19 protein-coding genes are annotated in these 16,864 nt (G+C 70.9%); 8 read left to right on the forward strand and 11 right to left on the reverse strand.

The genetic code is table 11. From position 1 onward, the window contains the following. Positions 1-43: 43 nt before the first annotated feature. From KZJ41_RS26610 to KZJ41_RS26640, 7 genes are all read right to left on the reverse strand, one after another. Positions 44-1,210, reverse strand: a complete 1,167-nt coding sequence (locus KZJ41_RS26610) for a CoA transferase (protein ID WP_006941704.1) — start codon at positions 1,208-1,210, stop codon at positions 44-46. Next, entirely contained in the window at positions 1,207-2,442 is a 1,236-nt protein-coding gene (locus tag KZJ41_RS26615; RefSeq protein ID WP_006941705.1) for an acetyl-CoA C-acetyltransferase, read from the reverse strand. The genes KZJ41_RS26610 and KZJ41_RS26615 overlap by 4 nt, the downstream gene beginning before the upstream one ends. Further along, positions 2,429-4,126, reverse strand: a complete 1,698-nt coding sequence (locus KZJ41_RS26620) for an AMP-binding protein (RefSeq protein ID WP_006941706.1) — start codon at positions 4,124-4,126, stop codon at positions 2,429-2,431. The genes KZJ41_RS26615 and KZJ41_RS26620 overlap by 14 nt, the downstream gene beginning before the upstream one ends. After that, the gene (locus KZJ41_RS26625; RefSeq protein WP_006941707.1) at positions 4,123-4,980 is read right to left on the reverse strand and encodes an alpha/beta fold hydrolase; all 858 of its coding nucleotides are present in this window, start codon (positions 4,978-4,980) and stop codon (positions 4,123-4,125) included. Before KZJ41_RS26625 ends, KZJ41_RS26620 begins: the two co-directional genes overlap by 4 nt. After that, on the reverse strand, positions 4,977-5,711 hold the full coding sequence (locus KZJ41_RS26630) for a hypothetical protein (protein ID WP_006941709.1): 735 nt from the start codon (positions 5,709-5,711) through the stop codon (positions 4,977-4,979). The genes KZJ41_RS26625 and KZJ41_RS26630 overlap by 4 nt, the downstream gene beginning before the upstream one ends. Then, complete coding sequence (locus KZJ41_RS26635; RefSeq protein WP_006941711.1) at positions 5,708-6,904, reverse strand: acyl-CoA dehydrogenase family protein; 1,197 nt, start codon at positions 6,902-6,904, stop codon at positions 5,708-5,710. The genes KZJ41_RS26630 and KZJ41_RS26635 overlap by 4 nt, the downstream gene beginning before the upstream one ends. An 88-nt stretch (positions 6,905-6,992) precedes the next feature. Beyond that, positions 6,993-7,595 (reverse strand): TetR/AcrR family transcriptional regulator, encoded by a 603-nt coding sequence (locus KZJ41_RS26640; protein WP_029546592.1) that lies wholly within the window; start codon positions 7,593-7,595, stop codon positions 6,993-6,995. 123 nt (positions 7,596-7,718) lie between these two features. On the opposite strand from KZJ41_RS26640, the gene KZJ41_RS26645 reads away from it, so the two are divergent. The 3 genes from KZJ41_RS26645 to KZJ41_RS26655 are packed head-to-tail and all read left to right on the forward strand — an operon-like array spanning position 7,719 to position 10,164. Then, positions 7,719-8,213, forward strand: a complete 495-nt coding sequence (locus tag KZJ41_RS26645) for a nuclear transport factor 2 family protein (protein ID WP_006941715.1) — start codon at positions 7,719-7,721, stop codon at positions 8,211-8,213. Further along, complete coding sequence (locus KZJ41_RS26650) at positions 8,210-8,551, forward strand: DUF485 domain-containing protein (protein WP_006941716.1); 342 nt, start codon at positions 8,210-8,212, stop codon at positions 8,549-8,551. Before KZJ41_RS26645 ends, KZJ41_RS26650 begins: the two co-directional genes overlap by 4 nt. Next, a complete protein-coding gene (locus KZJ41_RS26655; RefSeq protein ID WP_006941717.1) occupies positions 8,548-10,164 on the forward strand; it encodes a cation acetate symporter in 1,617 nt (538 codons plus the stop codon). The genes KZJ41_RS26650 and KZJ41_RS26655 overlap by 4 nt, the downstream gene beginning before the upstream one ends. Before the next feature lie 65 nt (positions 10,165-10,229). On the opposite strand, the gene KZJ41_RS26660 is transcribed toward KZJ41_RS26655, so the two are convergent. The 4 genes from KZJ41_RS26660 to KZJ41_RS26675 form a co-directional block, all read right to left on the reverse strand. Continuing rightward, positions 10,230-10,418: a hypothetical protein gene (locus KZJ41_RS26660; protein ID WP_003938775.1), complete on the reverse strand. Its 189-nt coding sequence runs from the start codon at positions 10,416-10,418 to the stop codon at positions 10,230-10,232. Between the two features lie 138 nt (positions 10,419-10,556). After that, positions 10,557-11,093 (reverse strand): DinB family protein, encoded by a 537-nt coding sequence (locus tag KZJ41_RS26665; protein ID WP_050036084.1) that lies wholly within the window; start codon positions 11,091-11,093, stop codon positions 10,557-10,559. 95 nt (positions 11,094-11,188) lie between these two features. Beyond that, positions 11,189-11,371, reverse strand: coding sequence for a hypothetical protein (locus KZJ41_RS26670; RefSeq protein ID WP_006941721.1), 183 nt, complete (start codon positions 11,369-11,371; stop codon positions 11,189-11,191). A gap of 97 nt (positions 11,372-11,468) precedes the next feature. Beyond that, entirely contained in the window at positions 11,469-11,609 is a 141-nt protein-coding gene (locus KZJ41_RS26675; RefSeq protein ID WP_006941722.1) for a hypothetical protein, read from the reverse strand. Between the two features lie 145 nt (positions 11,610-11,754). Between KZJ41_RS26675 and KZJ41_RS26680 the strand changes: the two genes are divergently transcribed. From KZJ41_RS26680 to KZJ41_RS26700, 5 genes are all read left to right on the forward strand, one after another. After that, positions 11,755-12,177 carry a MerR family transcriptional regulator gene (locus KZJ41_RS26680; RefSeq protein WP_102800567.1) on the forward strand — a complete coding sequence of 141 codons (423 nt, stop codon included), beginning with the start codon at positions 11,755-11,757 and terminating at the stop codon, positions 12,175-12,177. A gap of 112 nt (positions 12,178-12,289) precedes the next feature. After that, complete coding sequence (locus KZJ41_RS26685; RefSeq protein ID WP_231386039.1) at positions 12,290-13,231, forward strand: aldo/keto reductase; 942 nt, start codon at positions 12,290-12,292, stop codon at positions 13,229-13,231. 133 nt (positions 13,232-13,364) lie between these two features. Continuing rightward, entirely contained in the window at positions 13,365-14,360 is a 996-nt protein-coding gene (locus KZJ41_RS26690) for a LacI family DNA-binding transcriptional regulator (protein ID WP_006941725.1), read from the forward strand. Positions 14,361-14,415: 55 nt separating this feature from the next. Further along, complete coding sequence (gene aroQ, locus KZJ41_RS26695) at positions 14,416-14,874, forward strand: type II 3-dehydroquinate dehydratase (protein ID WP_006941726.1); 459 nt, start codon at positions 14,416-14,418, stop codon at positions 14,872-14,874. 153 nt (positions 14,875-15,027) lie between these two features. Continuing rightward, positions 15,028-16,857: a sugar phosphate isomerase/epimerase and 4-hydroxyphenylpyruvate domain-containing protein gene (locus tag KZJ41_RS26700; RefSeq protein WP_102800568.1), complete on the forward strand. Its 1,830-nt coding sequence runs from the start codon at positions 15,028-15,030 to the stop codon at positions 16,855-16,857. The last annotated feature ends 7 nt before the right edge of the window (positions 16,858-16,864 follow it).

Here is a 16,864-nt window from a genome sequence, read left to right on the forward strand (position 1 = left end):
TCACCGGACCGAACGGCGCTCAGCGCACTCGACACGGCCGCGGTCAGCGCGCTCCGCCGGGTTCGTCTCCACGCTCGGGGGAGAGACCGAGTTCTTCGAGTACCTCTCGGGTGTGCTGCCCGTGGCGCGGCGCCGGGCGCGCCTCGGTGTACGTCCCGTCCCAGCGCAACGGGGAGCGCGCCGTCGGCACCGGGCCGACGCCGGGCTGCTCGACGCGTTCGATCACCGCGTACTCGCGGGCGGCCACCTCGTCCATGGTCCGGTACGGCGCCCACAGCACCCGGCTGCCGGACAGTTCCTTCTCGATCTCGGCGAGCGTGCGCGCCGCGAACCACGGACGCAGGATCGCCGTGATCTCGTCGCGCGCGGCGTAGCGGTCACCCTCGTCGGCGAACCGCAGCCCGCGGTGCCGTTCGAGCGCCGCGAAGACCTCGGCGGTGCCGGTGACCTCGACGAGCGATCGCCACTGTGCGGGGGTGAGGCCGACGACCATGACGGCGCGGCCGTCCGCCGTGGCGAAGTCGGACCCGTAGCTGCCGTAGAGCGCGTTGCCCTGCCGGTCGCGGGCCGAGCCGCGTTCCTCGGCCTCGGCCAGCCAGCCCATGCTCACGACCGCGGACACCGCGACGTCCTCGAGCGCGAGCTCGAGGTACGCGCCCTCCCCCGTGCGGTCCCGCCTGCGCAGCGCGGCGACGATGCCGAGGGCCGCCTGCACCCCGGTGATCAGGTCCCAGGCCGGGAGCACGTGGTTCACCGGGGCCGCAGCATCGACGGGCCCGGTCATGAGAGGCAGCCCGACAGCGGCGTTGACCGTGTAGTCCACGGCGGGGGTGCCGTCGGCGTTGCCGGCGATGTGCAGGTGGATCAGGTCGGGTCGTCGCGCGGCGAGCACCTCGTGGGCGAGCCACGGTGCGTGGGCCGCGTTCTCGAGCACCACCCCGGACCGGGCGATCAGCTCGGTGACGACGGCACGACCGTCCGCACTGCGCAGGTCCACCGCGACGGACCGCTTCGCCTGGTTCAACCCCGTCCAGTACAGGCTCGCCCCCGACTCCGCGAGGGGCCACCGCCCGCCGTCGACCGCGCCGGCGACCGGATCGACACGGACCACGTCGGCACCGAGCTCGGCGAGGATGCGCCCGGCGGTCGGACCGGCGACGAAGCTCGACAGGTCGACGACGCGGATCCCCTCGAGCGGCCGGGTCGTCATGCGGCCCTTTCGAAGATCGCCGTCAGCCCCTGCCCGCCACCGATGCACATCGTCTCGAGGCCGTAGCGCGCCCCGCGACGATCCAGTTCGCGCAGCAACGTGGCGAGGATGCGCACGCCGGTCGCCCCGACCGGGTGGCCGAGCGAGATTCCCGAACCGTTGACGTTCGTCCGCTCGAAATCGGTTGTCCCGAAGTTCCATTCACGGGTCACCGCGAGTGCCTGCGCCGCGAACGCCTCGTTGAGTTCGATCAGGTCGATGTCGGCGAGCGTCAGGCCGGCGCGCTTCAGGGCCTTCTCGGTGGACGGCACCGGGCCGATGCCCATCTCCGCCGGCGCGACGCCGGCCACCGCCCAGGTCACCAACCGGCCCAGGGGACGCAGGCCCAGGCGGTCCGCCTGCGCGCGGGTGGTGACGAGACAGGCTGCGGCACCGTCGTTCTGACCGCTGGCGTTGCCCGCGGTCACCGTCGCCTCCGGATCCTGCGCCGCCATGATCGGCCGCAGTTTCGCGAGGGTGTCGACGGAGGCGTCCGCGCGCGGATGCTCGTCCCGGTCCACGATGCGGTCGTCGCCCTTGCGCTGGGGCACCGCCACCGGCACGATCTCCTGCGCGAACACCCCGGATTCGATGGCGGCCACCGCGCGCCGGTGCGATTCGACGGCCAGCTCGTCCTGTTCGCGTCGGCCGATGCCGTACTTGCGGCGCAGGTTCTCGGCGGTCTCGAGCATCCCGCCGGGGACGGGATGGTGACGGCCGCCGGCGGTGACCCGGCCGCGGGCGAGGCGGTCGTGCAGGGCGGCCGGAGCCCCCTTGGCACCCCACCGCATCGATTCGGTGTAGTACTCGGCGCGGCTCATGGATTCGACGCCACCGGCGATCACGACGTCGGCGACGCCGGTCTGCACGCGCATCGCCGCGTCGAGCACGGCCTGCAGCCCGGACCCACACCGGCGGTCGAGCTGCAGGCCCGGCACCGTCACCGGCAGGCCCGCGTCGAGCGCGGCGACGCGGCCGATCGCGGGGGCCTCGCCGTTGGGATAGCACTGGCCGAAGATCACGTCGTCCACCGACTCCGGGTCGATGCCCGTGCGCGCCAGCAGTTCCGAGATCACCCCGGCGGCGAGGTCGGTGGCGGGGACGTCGACGAACGCCCCGCCGTACCGGCCCACCGGTGTGCGCAGCGGTTCGCAGATCACCACATCGGTTGCGGTCACATCAGTTGCGGTCACGTCGGAAGTCCCTTTCGCGGTCGGTCCATTGCTGCGCCCACTCACGCAGTTCCACGGCGCGGATCTTGGTGCCGTTGCCGCCCACCGTCGTGGGCATCGTCTCGATCACGTGGATCGTCGCCGGCACCTTGAACGCGGCCAGCGTCTCGGCGCACCACGCCTTCAGCGATGCCGCATCGAACTCGACGGCGTCCTCGACGGGGACGACGAACCCCACCGCCCGGGTGTAGCCGCCCTCGCCGGTGATGCCGACGACCTTCGCGGTCCGCACCCCGGGGTGTTCGGCGAGACGGTGCTCGATCTCGGCCGGGTCCACGAGAAACCCCCGCAGCCGCAGCACGTCTCCCATCCGGCACACGTAGGTGTAGCCGCCGTCTCCGGTCGCGACGGCGAGGTCGCCGCTGCGGAACCAGCCGTCGGCGGTGAATGCGCGGCGGGCGGCATCGGGGTTGCCGAGGTAGGCGTCGACGACGTTGGGGCCGCGCACCTGCAGCTCGCCCTGTTCCCCGTCCGGGAGGACACGGTCGTCGAGCGGGTCGGCGATGCGGACGTCGACCGACGGGTCGACCGGGCGGCCGCCGCCGTTCCAGCGCACCGACTCCGGGTCGCCGGCCGACCACAGCAACGCCAGCGCGAACACCTCGGACGACCCGAACACGCCCGAGGTGTGGGCGCCGAACTCGTCGCGCGCCCAGCGGGCGATCTCGTGCGAGCGGCCGAGGAAGTCGGCGATGCCGAGCCACTTCAGCGCCGACAGGTCGGCGCGCATCTCGGCGTGCCACGTGTCGTGGAGCCGGCCGAACAGGTCGTCGCCCCCGACAACGTGCGTGACGTACAGCTGTTCCATGCGGCGCAGGGTCGCCGCGGCATCGAAGACCGGCTCCATCAGCAGCGCGGCACCGCCGGCGAGCGCGGCCATGGCGGTGCTGTAGCCGAACACCCCGGAGACCGGCAGCACGCACAGCGCGACGTCGCCGGGCTCGACCCGCATGATCGCGGCGTCGGCGCGAGCGTGCCGCACGATCGCCGAGTCGCGGTGGGCGGCGAGCTTGGGGGTTCCGGTGGAGCCGGACGTGGTGAACGCGACGGCCAGCGGGTCCGCCGGATCGTCCTCCGCGCCGGCGGGCGTGAGCGTCGCGGTGTCGGGCGTGTCCGGGGCGCGCACGCCGCGGGTGTCGCCGCCGCCCGCGCACCAGGACCCGGCGCCGAGGTCGAAGGGGGCCGGATCGGCGGATCCCCCGCCGGGTTCGGCGACGACCGCGACCGCGGGAGCCGGCACCGCGGCGACCTCCGAGGCGGCACGGAGCGTGCCGAACAGGTCCAGGCCGTGGAAGCCGGCCGCGACGGCGACGACCGCCGGCCGCGCCGCGGTGAGGATGTGGGCCACCTCGGCGGTGTTGTAGCGGGTGTTCACGCCGATCACGTGGGCGCCGAGCGCCGCGGCCGCGAACTGCCACACGAGGGCGTCGGACCAGTTGGGCAACAGCACCGCGATGCACCGGCCGCGCCGGACGCCGACGGCCGCGAGTTCGGCCCGCACCGCCTGCACGCGGCGCCGCAGCTCCGCCCTGTTGCAGATCAGCAGCCGCCCGTCGGCGACGTCGTAGGTGGCGACGGCACCGGGATCGGCGGCGACGAGGTCGTCGAGGAACGCGGCCAGTCCGGAGGTGGTGGTCGCGGTCATGACAGCACCTCCGCGGTGGCGCCCCGCAGGTCGGTCAGCCACGAGTCGGCGAGGACGGCGAAGCCCTCCACCTCCTCCATGGGATAGTGGCCGACGCCGTCGAGCCGGGTGAACCGCGCCCGTCCCGGCGAGATGTCGTTGATCCGGACGGCGAGGTCCGCGACGGCGTCCGGGTCGAGCCACGGATCGTCGGCCCCGACGACGAGGTGGAGCGGGCAGGTCAGCAGCGGCAGCCGGTCGCGCACGTCGTGGGTGCCCCAGCCGATGAGGTCGGACGACGAGATCTCCGGGTCCTCCCGCTTGTGCATGAGGGCGATCCGGTGCGCCGTCGCGGCGGGTACCGAACGCCCGACGGAGGCGAGGGTGCCCAGATAGGTGCGTTCGGCGCGCGACGGCCCGGCGACGTCCTCGAGTTCGCGGCGCAGACCCGAGACATTGACGCGGCCGGGGCCGGCCTCGGCCTCCATCGCGACGGCGCCGGCGAGCGGCCGGTCCGGTCGGGTGGCGAGTTCGAGGGTCAGCTTGCCGCCGATCGAGCAGCCGAGCACGTACGGCCGGTGCACGTCGAGCGCGTCGAGCAGGGCGGTGAGCCAGTCGCCGTACGTGGTGAGGCTGGTGACCGGTCCGTCCGGGGCGGGCTCGGATCGGCCGTGTCCCGGCAGGTCGGGCACGAGCACGCGGTAGCCGCGGGCCGCGAGGTCGTGGGCGACGTGCCGCCACTGCACCCCGCTCTGCCCGGCGGTGTGGATGCACAGCACGGTGGGAAGCGCGTCGGGGGCGTGTTCGCCGGCGGGGGTGACGATCTCGACGAATCCGAGGGCTCCGTCGATGTCCAGGTAACGGGCCTCGATCATGAGCGGGCCTTTCTCGCGACGGCACGGGCGTGGCCGATGATCAGGTTCAGCGGTTTGGTGAGCCGAAGATACTCGTATCCGTCTCCGGTGGAGGAGAATTCGCCGCCGATTGCGCGGCGCATGAAGTCGTCGTGCGCACCGAGGATCAGGTCGACCCAGGTGTGGTCGGGTGCGACGAACGTGAAGGTGGCCCCGTGCGGGGTGCGCCGCGTGACGTCGACGATGCGGCCGCGGTAGATCCGCAGGTGCAGTTCCCGGTCGCCACAGCGGAGGCCGACGGTGCCGTCCCAGGTGGCCAGGGCGGACCCGAAGGCGGGGTCGGCCTCGAGGTGGTCACGGAGCAGCTCACCCCAGGCCGGAGTGCAGAAGTCCAGTGCCGGAACAGGTTCGGATGGCGTGGCGAGCCGCCAGGTCTCGGTGCCCTCCTCCCGCACGGCGCCGGCGGCATCGAGCACGCGGACGAACCGCTCGGCGGTGGTGCCCTCGACGCGGGTGACGACGGCCTCCGACCGGATCCGGTCCACCGCCGTGACCGGCGTGATCGCCGTCCAGCGCAGTCCCGTGCGGTGCGCGGCGGGCACGGGCGGGGTGAGCAGCTCGGCGGCGACGGTCCCGAGCGCGAACGTCCCTGTCGGGAGGACGATTCCGGACTCTGCGAGCAGGTCGGCGGCCATCCGGCCGGAACCGGCGGTGCGATCGCCGACGCGGAGGGTGTTCAGTGTGGTGCTCATGCGGTTTCCGGCCTTCCGAGCAGCTCGTCGGAGATGATGCGCATCTGGATCTCGCTGGTGCCTTCGAAGATCTTCGTCAGGCGGGCGTCGCGCCAGTGCCGTTCGACCTGGAAGTCCGTGGTGTAGCCGGCACCGCCGTGGATCTGCACGGCCTCGCTGGTCACCTGCTCTGCCATCTCGGTGGCGACGAGCTTGCACATCGACGCCTCGAGCGAGCAGCGCCGCCCGGTGTCGATGTCGGTGGCCACGGAGTACATCAGCTGGCGGGCCGCCTCGATGTCGGCCGCCATCTTCGCGATCTTGAACCGCAGGTGCTGGAAGTCCCCGATGGGACGGCCGAATTGGCGCCGGGTGTGTACGTAGGCGATCGAGTCCTCGAGGGCCGCACGGGCGAGGCCGATCGCGCGGGCCGCGGTGTGGGCCCGGCCGACCTCGAGCCCGGAGACGGCGAGATAGAAACCCTTGCCCTCCTCGCCGAGCATCTTGCCGGCGGGGATGCGGAAGTTGTCGAACGACAGCTCCCAGGTGTGCCAGCCGAAGTAGCCGATCTTGCGGACCTTGGTGCCCGAGATTCCCTCCGGGAACACGCCGCGCTGCTTCTCGACGAGGAACGCGCTGATCCCGCGGTGCGGCTTGGCCGGATCCTTGTGCGGATCGGTGCGGGCGAACAGCACCAGGTAGTCGGCCTCGTCGGCGTAGGTGCACCACATCTTGGTGCCGTTGACGACCCATTCGTCCCCGTCGCGGGTCGCCCGGCAGGAGATGTTGGCGACGTCGGAGCCGGCCTCCGCCTCGGACAGGGCGTACGCGCCGAGGTATTCGCCGCGAGCCACCTTCGGCAGCAGGGCGGCCTCCTGCTCGGGAGTGAAGCCACCGCCCATGCCGTTGCCGCGGGCGAGGAGACCGGACACGCTCATCCAGGCCCGGGACAGCTCCTCGGCGACCAGGCAGTACTCGAACACGCCGAGACCGAGGCCGCCGTGCTCCTCGGGGATCATGATGCCGAAGAACCCGATCTCGGCCATCTCCTTCTTCAGCGAGTCGGGGATGGTGCCCTGGACGGGGTCGAGCTCGTTGGCGACGGGCAGCACCTTCGTCATGGCGAAGTCACGGGCGAGGTCGCGGATGGCGAGGCGCTCTTCGGTGAGGTACCGCGGAGTGTCGGTACGGGGCTGCGACGGCCGGTGGGTCATGGGGGACTCCCTCGGGGAACCAGAATCTGGTTATTAACGCTTGTTCACCAAGTACAGCACGCCCCCGCCCGGGCGTCAACGCCGGAGTTCAGGCGGGGCGGTATCCGAGCAGGTTGAGCGCGTACCGGCCGTAGTCGTCGGCCACCTCGGCCGCGCCGAGCGGCCCGTCCGGGCGGAACCACAGCGGGATACCGGCGCACATCGTGAGGACCGCGGTCACGGCCTGGTGCACGTGCGGAACATCGAAAATCCCTATCCGGGAACCCTGTTCGGCGATCTCGACGAACAGCTGCTCCTGCGCGTCCCGCGAACCGACCACCCGCTTGCGATCCACCTCGCCGAGATACCGGAGCTCGGTGTTCGCCACCAGGCACTCACGCGGATTACGGGCGGTGAACAGCGCGTGCGCCACCACGGCGGCCCGCCAGCGCTCGGCGGGATCCGTACCCGCCTTGCGCAGCGCGTTGCGCGTGGCGGTGAATTGCTCGTCGCTGGCCGCCCGGAGGATCTCGACGAGCAACTCCGACTTGTTCTCGAAGTGGTTGTAGACGTTCGCAGCGCTGCAACCAGCACGATTGGCGATGGTGCGCATCGTCGCGCCGTGGAAACCGGCCGCGAAGAACTCGTCGAGCGCCGCGTCGAGGATCCGGTCCCGGACGCCCATCAGGGTCGTGCCCGATCGAGTGTTCATGAGATGGAGGGTAGAGGCCCAGGTCGGGACCAGCAAGAAGCCGGTCTTGACGGTGCGGTTGCCGCCCGTCTATGGTCCACCTCACATGAACATGCGTTAACCACTTCTTCGGAGGGCGCACCTGTGACCACCATCCCCGACATCACGCTCACCGAGCGCATCACCCGCCTCGAGGACCTCGAGGCGATCCGTTCGCTCGACGCCCGCTACTGCCGTCACCTCGACGACGGCGACTGGGACGCCCTGATGGACCTGTTCACCGACGACGGCGAGTTCGACGGCCTGTCCCATCCCCGCGGCAAGGCCGAGATGCGCGAGTTCTTCGCCGGCCTCGCCGCCGGAGGGCTGACCACGTTCTGGCACTTCATCACGAACATGGAGATCGACCTCGACGGCGACCGCGCCACCGTGCGGTCCTTCCTGTGGCAGCCCTGCGTGACCGACGGCGCCCCCGCCATCGCCGCCGGCCGCTACACCGACGAGGTGGTCAAGGTCGACGGCCGTTGGCGCTACCGGGTCAAGCAGGTCCGCTTCCACTTCTTCGGTCCGCTCGAGCAGGGCTGGGACGAGAACCTCTTCGCGCTGGAGACGGCACGCCGGGCGGCGGTGCGGCCGTGACCGAGTTGCAGACCGGAACGCAACCGACCTGGAGCGCGATGCTCTCCCTGCCCGAGGTCGTCGAACTGCGCCGCCGCCGGCGCACCGTCACCAACTCCCTCGGCGCCCTCGCGATCACGCTCTTCGCGTCCTTCCTCGTCGGCTTCGCCTACTTCCCCGAATTCCTCGGTGACACCGAGCTCCTCGGAGTTCCCCTCTCGCTGTGGGTCGTGTTCTCCCAGTTCGCCGGGACGTGGGTCCTCGTCTACGCCTACTTCCGGCTCACCCGCATCTACATCCAGCCCGCCGCCGACGCCGCCGTCGCGGCCGTCCTCGAGAACCAGGAGCGTGCGGCATGACCGGCGACGCCGACTACCTCGCGATCGCGATCTGCGCGGCGGTGATCTCGCTGACCCTGTGGGTCACGTTCGCCGTGTCCCGGCGGGCCCGCAGCGCCGACGGATTCTTCGCCGCCGGCCGCTCGATCTCGAGCTGGCAGAACGGCTTCGCGATCGCCGGTGAATTCATCTCGGCCGGAAGCTTTCTCGGAACCACCGGCCTGATCTTCTACAAGGGCGTCGACGGCGCCGTCATCCTCTGCACCTCGGTGATCTCGTTCCTGCCCGTGCTGTTCCTGCTCGCCGAGAAGATGCGCAACGTGGGCAAGTACACCCTCGCCGACGTACTCGTGTTCCGCACCGAGGCACGCAGCGTGCGGGTCGTCGTGGCGTTGAGCACCATCGCCACCGGCACCTTCGTGTTGCTCGCGCAACTCGTCGCGGCCGGGGTGCTGCTCGAGTCGGTCTCCGGTATCCCGTTCTGGCTGTCCGTCATCGTCGCCGGCACCCTCATGGGCATCTACGTCTTCGTCGGCGGCATGCTCGCCACCACGTGGGTGCAGGTCATCAAGTCCACGATCCTGTCGGTCCTCGCGATCGTGGTCGGGCTGGGCATCCTCGCGCAGTTCGGGTTCAGCTTCCCGAAGGTCCTCGACACCGCGACCGAGCACGCGGTTGCGGGCGAGGCCGTCCTGTCCCCGGGCCTGATCTTCGGGCAGACCAGCGCGCTGAACCTCGTCTCGTACTCGCTGGCGTTCGCGCTCGGCACGGCGGGCATGGCGCACATCCTGATCCGCTTCTTCACCGTCCCCGAGGCGAGCACCGCCCGACGCTCGCTGGGCTGGACCGTCGCGCTGTGCAGCATGTTCTACCTGATCGTCATCGTGATGGGCTTCGGCGCCGCAGCCCTGCTGGGGGACGGCGGCGCCGATCGGGTCGGCGCCGGCGGCAATCTCGCGGCGCCCGTGCTCGTCACCGAACTCGGCGGGGGCGTGGGCACGATCGGCGGCTCGATCGCCCTCGCGATGGTCGCGGCGGTCGCGTTCGCGAGCATCGTCGCCGTTGTCGCCGGCGTGGTGATCTCCGCCGCGGGCACCTTCGCCCGCGACATCTGGCCGGCGCTGACCCGCAAGCCGCCGGTGGACGAACTCGACGTCACGGCGCGCACGCGCGAGGAGAACGCCCAGGCCCGTGTCGCCCGGTTCGGTGCGGTGGCGTTCAGCGCCGTCGCGATCGGGCTGACCATGCTGATCGGCGACGACACGAACATCACCTACTTCATGGGAATGGCGTTCATGGTGGCCGGCAGCGCCCACCTGCCGTCGCTGGTGCTCAGCCTGAACTGGCGGCGCTTCAACAGCACCGGTGCCGTGTGGGGAATCCTCACCGGCCTGGTCTCGACCATCGTCAGTCTCATGCTCACCGAGGCGCTGTGGCTCGGCAGCGGCCCGGCACCCCTGACGATCCAGCTTCCGGTGATCGTCACCATGCCGCTCGGCCTTGCCGCGTGCGTCGTCGGCTCACTCGTGGCCGAGAAGCGACGCGGACGCTCCGCGCACGAGGACGAGAAGTTCGCCGAGATGCTGGTGCGCGCGGAAACCGGGATCGGGGCCGAGGTCGCGACCGCCCACTGACGACGACGCAGGCGGGCACCCGCACTCGGCCAGGTCCGAGCGGGGTGCCCGTCGCGTCGCCGTCGTCAGGGCAGGTCGAACAGCGTCGGATGGTCCTGCTGCGCCTGTTCGGCGAGCACCGCGCCGTGTCTCTCGCACATCTCGCGTGCGATGTGTTCGGGGCACGCGAGTTCGCGACCGATCTGTTCCCAGTCCCACCCGGACGCGTGCAGTTCCCAGGCGACGCGGCCGTCTTCGTCCCAGAGTGCCGACATGGCCCGATACTGCTCCGTGTCGAGCGCACGGCCAACGACATTCGTGCGCGTGTCGCGGATCGGGCTGCCGTCCCGCGACCGAAAGTGCTTCCCGCGCTCGTACGGACGCGCGCGGGAAGCACCGCCGCGCGCGGACGTCTAGTCGAAGGTCATGCCGGCGTCGGTGCCCTGCTGCATGGTGGTGTTCGCCCCGTCGAGGGATTCGCGGATGATGTCGGCATGACCGCTGTGGTGGGCGGTCTCCCGGATGATGTGCAGCAGCACCTTTCGGGCGCTCCACCACTGTCGCTCCGGCGCCCACGGCGCGGTGGGCAGCGGCACCTGCAGGTCGAGGTCCGCGAGGCCGGCGACGAAGGCCTCCGTCTGCTCCGCGATCGCCTCGTACCGCTCGAGCAGGCCGGCGACGGTCTCGTCGTCGCGCATGTAGTACTGCTCCATCGCGGACTCCATGTCGAACTCGGCGGTGTCGTCGAGTGTGCGGATCGTGTCGATCCAGTGCTGCTCGGTGGTCGAGACGTGCTTGAGCAGCCCACCCAGGGTCAGGTCGCTGACGGTGCTGCGGGTGCGGGCCTGCTCGTCGTCGAGGTTGCGGAGGGTGATCAGAAACATCTTCCGCTGCTCGGCCAGCATGTCGAGGATGTCGGCCCGTTCTCCGGAGAGGGTCCGCTCGGTCATGTCGCTTCCGCCCTTCGTGATGTCGATTCTGCGGCTACGACTACGACGGTAGGGACGAATGCGGACAGTTTTGGTCCTCGATAGGTGACCGGAAATCAGGTGGCGAAGAAGACCGCACCGGTCACCGGCACGAGCGTCAGGAACAGGACCGACAGGACGAACAGCGTGATCGTCAGCTTCCTGTTCCATCCGCCGCGCGTTCCGCTCGCGGCGAGCACGAAGAGCACGAATCCGACGCAGATGGACACGATGCCCACGATCACGGGTGTCTCGATCATCTGTTCATCATCCATCTGTTCGTCATCGCGGAGGGCCGCGCACCGCGCCCACGGTGGGCGGCGTCGGGAACGGCGACGTCCCCGACGCCGCCCGTGCTCAGCCCGGGCAGTGGATGGTCACGTGGCCGCATTTGACGGACGCGCTCGCGGTGGCGGCGTTCGCGGCGCCTGCGGTGCCGAGGACGACGGTGAACAAGGTCGCGACGACCGCGACGGTGGTGCGGATCCGGGTCTTCATGGCAGCCTCCTGAGGGTGGTGAGAAACGGGGTTCGCCCATCGTCGGCCGCCATCCGGGTCCTCGACAGGCACCCTGTGGTGCCGATGCGGCCACCCCGGATCGCCTTCGGAGCGCAGGACCACCCCCGAGGCGGATCATGAAGCCATGACGACCGCCCCTTCCGCGACGACCGTTGCGACCATCGCCGAGGCCGCCGAGCGCACCGGTCTGACCACCCACACCCTCCGCTATTACGAGCGCGACGGCCTCATGCTGCGTGCAATCGGCCGCTCCTCCTCCGGCCACCGGCTCTACACCGAGGACGACCTCTCCTGGGTGGTGCTGCTGACCCGGCTGCGGGCGACGGGCATGCCGATCCGCGAGATCCGCGAGTACGCGGCCCTCTGCCGGGCCGGCGGCGGCAACGAACAGGACCGCCTCGCGCTGCTCCGCGCGCACCGGGCGCGGGTGCTCACCCAACTCGACGAGGTGACCGAGCACCTCGCCGCGATCGACGGCAAGATCGACATCTACCTCTCCCGGACGAGCGGCCGCGACGACGGACCGTGCGAGAGCGCTCGCGCTTGACTTCGAGCGCGCTCGAAGGTCTTGACTCGACGCCATGACCACGAACAACACCTCCCGGCCCCCACTCGGCACCCGCACGCTCGGCACCGCGTCGCCGCTGACGGTCTCGGCGATGGGACTCGGGTGCATGGGCATGTCCGAGTTCTACGGCACCGGGGACGAGGCCGAGGCCGTCGCCACCATCCGCCGGGCCCTCGAGCTCGGCGTGACGTTGCTCGACACCGCCGACATGTACGGGCCGTTCACCAACGAGAACCTCGTCGGCCGCGCCGTCGCGGATCGCCGCGACCGCGTCGTCCTCGCGACCAAGTTCGGCAACGAGCGTGCCGAGGACGGCACCCGCCTCGGCATCAACGGCCGGCCCGAATACGTCCACACGGCCTGCGACGCGTCGCTCCGCCGCCTCGGCGTCGACCACATCGATCTCTACTACCAGCACCGCGTGGACAAGACCGTGCCGATCGAGGACACCGTCGGCGCGATGGCCGAACTGGTGCAGGCGGGGAAGGTCCGCCATCTGGGTCTGTCGGAGGCGTCCGCGGAGACGATCCGCCGGGCCCACGCCGTCCACCCGATCACCGCGCTGCAGACCGAGTACTCGCTGTTCACCCGCGACATCGAGGACGAGATCCTGCCGGCCCTGCGTGACCTCGGCATCGGGCTCGTGCCGTATTCGCCGCTCGGGCGCGGCATCCTGACGGGCGCGATCACGGCGCCGTCCGATCTCGAGAGCTCGGATTCTCGCCGCACCGCGTATTTCCCGCGATTCCAGGGTGCGGCGCTGGAGGCGAACCTGGCGCTCGTGACCGCCGTCCGCCGCCTGGCCCGGTCCAAGAACTGCACCCCGGGTCAGCTGGCACTGGCGTGGGTCCTCGCCCAGGGCGACGACGTGGTCCCCATCCCGGGGACGAAGCGGGTGCGTTTCCTCGAGGAGAACGTCGCGGCCGCGGCCGTGTCGCTCACCGCGGACGAGCTGGGCGCGATCGAGTCGGCGGTACCCCGGGAGGCGGTCGTGGGGGAGCGCTACGGGGACATGTCCAGCATCGACGGGTGAGCGACGCGTCGCCCGCTGGGTACGGTCGGCGGGCGACGCCCAGGCCGCCCCTCCGTGCAAGCGGTTACATGCAGCTTGACAAAGCGATGTAACCGCTTGCACAGTGGGTGGACCCCACACCCGAGGAGAACCCATGGCGACGCTTCGCGAGGTCGCAGCGCGCGCCGGCGTCTCGACCGCCACGGTCTCACGCGTGTTCTCCCGCCCGGAGGCCGTCAGTCCCGACACGCGCGCGAAGGTGTTCACCGCCGCGGAGGCACTGTCCTTCACCCCCAACCCCACCGCCCGCTCGCTCGCCCTCGGCCGCACCCACAACCTGGGCTTCCTCGTCCCGGACATCCGCAACCCCGTGTTCGGCCCCGCCGTCGAGTCGGCACAGGACCGGGCCCGCGCGCGCGGCTACTCCCTCTTCGTCGCGGCGGGCGAGGGACGGTCCGCGGACGAGCTGGACCTCGTCCGCGCGATCGCCCGGCAGGTCGACGGACTGGTTCTGATCGCCCCGCGCATGTCCGACACCGACCTCGAGGACCTCGCACGGGTCACGCCCGTCGTGCTCGTCAACCACACTGCCGGCGATCTGCCCGCCGTGCTGCTGTCCTCCGACGACGGCATGGTCGAGGCCGTCGAGCATCTCGCCGACGCCGGGCACACCGCCGTCACCTACCTCGGCGGCCCCGAGTACTGGCTCGCCCAGCGCCGCCGCCTCGCCGCCTTCGTGGAGGCCTGCGCCGGCCGGGGCATCACCGGCACGGTGCTCGGCCCCCTCGAGCCCGACTTCGTCGTCGCGGGCCGGAAGGCGGCCGAGGAACTGGTCGGCACCGGGACGACGGCCATCGTCGCGTACAACGACCAGGCCGCCGTCGGCCTCATGCAAGGATTCGCCGAGCACGGACTGCGGGCGGGCCGCGACTACTCCGTCGTCGGATTCGACGACTCGTGGCTCTGCGCGATGACCTCGCCGCCGCTGACCACCGTGCATCTCGCGTTCGACGAGGCCGGCGTGACTGCGATCGACCTGCTGTGCGACGTCCTCGAGGGAAAGACCACACCCCGCGCTGCGCCCGTGGAACTCGGCACCCACCTCGTCGTGCGCTCGAGCACCGTGACCGCCGGCCTGCCCGTCGGCTGACAGACCCGACCGGGAGATGCCCCCGGAACACGAAGAAAGCAAAGGAGATTCGTCCATGACCTCGGTGCTCGTCCTCAACGGCCCCAACCTCAACCTGCTCGGCACCCGCGAGCCCGGCGTGTACGGCGCGCAGACCCTCGAGGACGTGGAGACCCTGTGCCGCAACGTCGGCAAGGAACTGGGCGTCGACATCGACTTCCGGCAGTCCAACCACGAGGGCGTCCTCATCGACGCCCTCCACGACGCCGGCGCCGCGGTCGCCCGCGGGGAGTCCCTCGGGGTGGTGTTCAACGCGGGCGCCTACACGCACACCTCGGTGGCCCTGCACGATGCGATCAAGGGCGCCCACGTACCGCTCATCGAGTTGCACATCTCCAACGTCCATGCCCGCGAGGGGTTCCGCCACCACTCCTACATCTCCCCGGTCGCGTCCGGGATCATCGTGGGTCTCGGCGTCGCCGGCTACGAGTGGGCGCTGCGCGCGCTCGTGGCCCAGCGCACGGCGCAGGCGTAACCGGCGCCCCCACACCCCGAGACCGGTCCCCTCGCGCGCGACCCGCGGCGAGCCACCCCTGCCGATACCGGTGTGCGGGGCGAACCCGCCCTCGCGCACCGGTCCCCGATTCCGAGTCCGCCCGCACAGGCGGCACCGTGGAGGAGCCCGACCATGACCCACCCCCGTCCTGGGACCAAGCGCGCCAAGGCAATCGCCACCGTGTGCCTGTCCGGCACCCTCGAGGACAAGCTCGTCGCCGCCGCCCACGCCGGGTTCGACGGCATCGAACTGTTCGAACCCGACCTGATCGGCTCCCCGCTCACCCCCGCGGCGGTGCGCGAGCGCTGCGCCGAACTCGGGCTGAGCATCCCGCTGTATCAGCCCTTCCGCGACTTCGAGGCCGTCCCGGCCGAGATCCACGCCCGCAACATGCGCCGCGCGCGGCACAAGTTCGACGTGATGGAACAGCTCGGCACCGACCTCGTGCTGGTGTGCTCGTCGGTGTCGCCGCACACCGTCGACGATGTCGATCTCGCGGCCGCGCAGCTGCGGGAACTGGCGGATGCGGCAGCGCAGCGGGGCATGCGGATCGCCTTCGAGGCGCTGGCGTGGGGCCGCCACGTGAACACCTGGCAGCGCTCGTGGGAGATCGTGCGCCGGGCCGATCATCCGGCCCTCGGGCTGTGCCTCGACAGCTTCCACATCTTCTCCCGCACCAAGGACGTCGCCGGCATCGCGGACATCCCGGGCGAGAAGATCTTCTTCCTGCAACTCTCCGACGCACCGGAGATGGACATGAACGTCCTGCAGTGGAGCCGCCACTACCGGGTGTTCCCGGGCGAGGGCGAGTTCGATCTCGTCGGACTCGTCGGGCACGTCCTCGCGGCGGGTTACACCGGGCCGCTCTCGCTCGAGGTGTTCAACGATGTGTTCCGCCAGGCGGCGCCGGTGCCGACGGCGATCGACGCGATGCGCTCGCTGCTCGATCTGGAACTGCGGCTCGACGGTGACCCCAACCCGGTACAGGTGCGCGGGCACGCGTTCACGGAGATCGGAACTCCGCCCACCGCTGCGGAGCCGGTCCGTGCGGCCCTCGCCTCGCTCGGCTTCACCCACTCGGGGCAGCATCACAGCAAGCCGGTGGAGCTGTGGGAGCAGGGGGATGCGCGGGTGCTGGTGAACACCTCGAACCCGGCCCACAGCGCGGCCGAGGGCGCGGCCGTCACCGCTCTGGGGATCGAGGTCGCGGACGTCGGCGCCGTCTCCCGGCACGCCCACGAGCTGCTGGCACCGCAGCTGGCGCGGGTCGTCGGCCCGGGTGAGGCACCGTTGTCCGCAGTGGTCTCCCCGGACGGCACCGCCCTGTTCCTGTCGTCGCGGAGCGACGGCCCGGCGAACTGGCGCAACGACTTCCGCCCCACCGGCACGACGCCGACGACGGCGGTGGGCGTGCGGTGCACCGAGTACGTCGCGCTGACCCAGGCCTACGACCGATTCGACGAAGCCACGCTGTTCTACCGGTCGGTGCTGGGCCTGACCGACGCCGAGGCCGCCGAATACGCGGGACCGTTCGGCTTGGTGCGCAGCCGCGTCCTCGCCACGGACGGTTTCGAGGTCGGCCTGGTCGCACCCGTGCTCCGTCGCGGCGAATGGGCACCGGGCGTGCGGCACCCCCAGCACATCGCGTTCGGTGTCGATGATGCGGTGGAAGCCGCTCGCGCCCTGCATGATTCGGGAGCGCCGGTGCTCGAGATCCCCCGCAACTACTACGACGATCTGGATGCGCGCCTGGCTCCGGATCCGGAAATGCTTGCCGCCCTGCGGGAATACAACGTGCTCTACGATCGGGACGAGGACGGCGGCGAGCTGTTCCAGGTGTTCACCAAGGTCGTCAGTGCCCGGGTGTTCTTCGAACTGGTGCAGCGGCGCGGCGGCTACCGGGGTCACGGCACGGTCAACGCCCCGATCCGCATGGCCGCGCACGCGGCCGCACGACGCTGACCCACTG

The organism is Rhodococcus sp. 11-3 (genome assembly GCF_023704055.1).
In the GTDB taxonomy this organism is placed as follows: domain Bacteria; phylum Actinomycetota; class Actinomycetes; order Mycobacteriales; family Mycobacteriaceae; genus Rhodococcus; species Rhodococcus aetherivorans.

Coding starts and splice junctions, on each gene's coding strand:
- KZJ41_RS26610 (WP_006941704.1), bottom strand. CDS start 1,210: ATGACGACCCGGCCGCTCGAGGGGATCCGCGTCGTCGACCTGTCGAGC.
- KZJ41_RS26620 (WP_006941706.1), bottom strand. CDS start 4,126: ATGACCGCGACCACCACCTCCGGACTGGCCGCGTTCCTCGACGACCTC.
- KZJ41_RS26625 (WP_006941707.1), bottom strand. CDS start 4,980: ATGATCGAGGCCCGTTACCTGGACATCGACGGAGCCCTCGGATTCGTC.
- KZJ41_RS26630 (WP_006941709.1), bottom strand. CDS start 5,711: ATGAGCACCACACTGAACACCCTCCGCGTCGGCGATCGCACCGCCGGT.
- KZJ41_RS26635 (WP_006941711.1), bottom strand. CDS start 6,904: ATGACCCACCGGCCGTCGCAGCCCCGTACCGACACTCCGCGGTACCTC.
- KZJ41_RS26640 (WP_029546592.1), bottom strand. CDS start 7,595: ATGAACACTCGATCGGGCACGACCCTGATGGGCGTCCGGGACCGGATC.
- KZJ41_RS26655 (WP_006941717.1), top strand. CDS start 8,548: ATGACCGGCGACGCCGACTACCTCGCGATCGCGATCTGCGCGGCGGTG.
- KZJ41_RS26660 (WP_003938775.1), bottom strand. CDS start 10,418: ATGTCGGCACTCTGGGACGAAGACGGCCGCGTCGCCTGGGAACTGCAC.
- KZJ41_RS26665 (WP_050036084.1), bottom strand. CDS start 11,093: ATGACCGAGCGGACCCTCTCCGGAGAACGGGCCGACATCCTCGACATG.
- KZJ41_RS26670 (WP_006941721.1), bottom strand. CDS start 11,371: ATGATCGAGACACCCGTGATCGTGGGCATCGTGTCCATCTGCGTCGGA.
- KZJ41_RS26675 (WP_006941722.1), bottom strand. CDS start 11,609: ATGAAGACCCGGATCCGCACCACCGTCGCGGTCGTCGCGACCTTGTTC.
- KZJ41_RS26680 (WP_102800567.1), top strand. CDS start 11,755: ATGACGACCGCCCCTTCCGCGACGACCGTTGCGACCATCGCCGAGGCC.
- KZJ41_RS26685 (WP_231386039.1), top strand. CDS start 12,290: ATGGGACTCGGGTGCATGGGCATGTCCGAGTTCTACGGCACCGGGGAC.
- KZJ41_RS26690 (WP_006941725.1), top strand. CDS start 13,365: ATGGCGACGCTTCGCGAGGTCGCAGCGCGCGCCGGCGTCTCGACCGCC.
- aroQ (WP_006941726.1), top strand. CDS start 14,416: ATGACCTCGGTGCTCGTCCTCAACGGCCCCAACCTCAACCTGCTCGGC.
- KZJ41_RS26700 (WP_102800568.1), top strand. CDS start 15,028: ATGACCCACCCCCGTCCTGGGACCAAGCGCGCCAAGGCAATCGCCACC.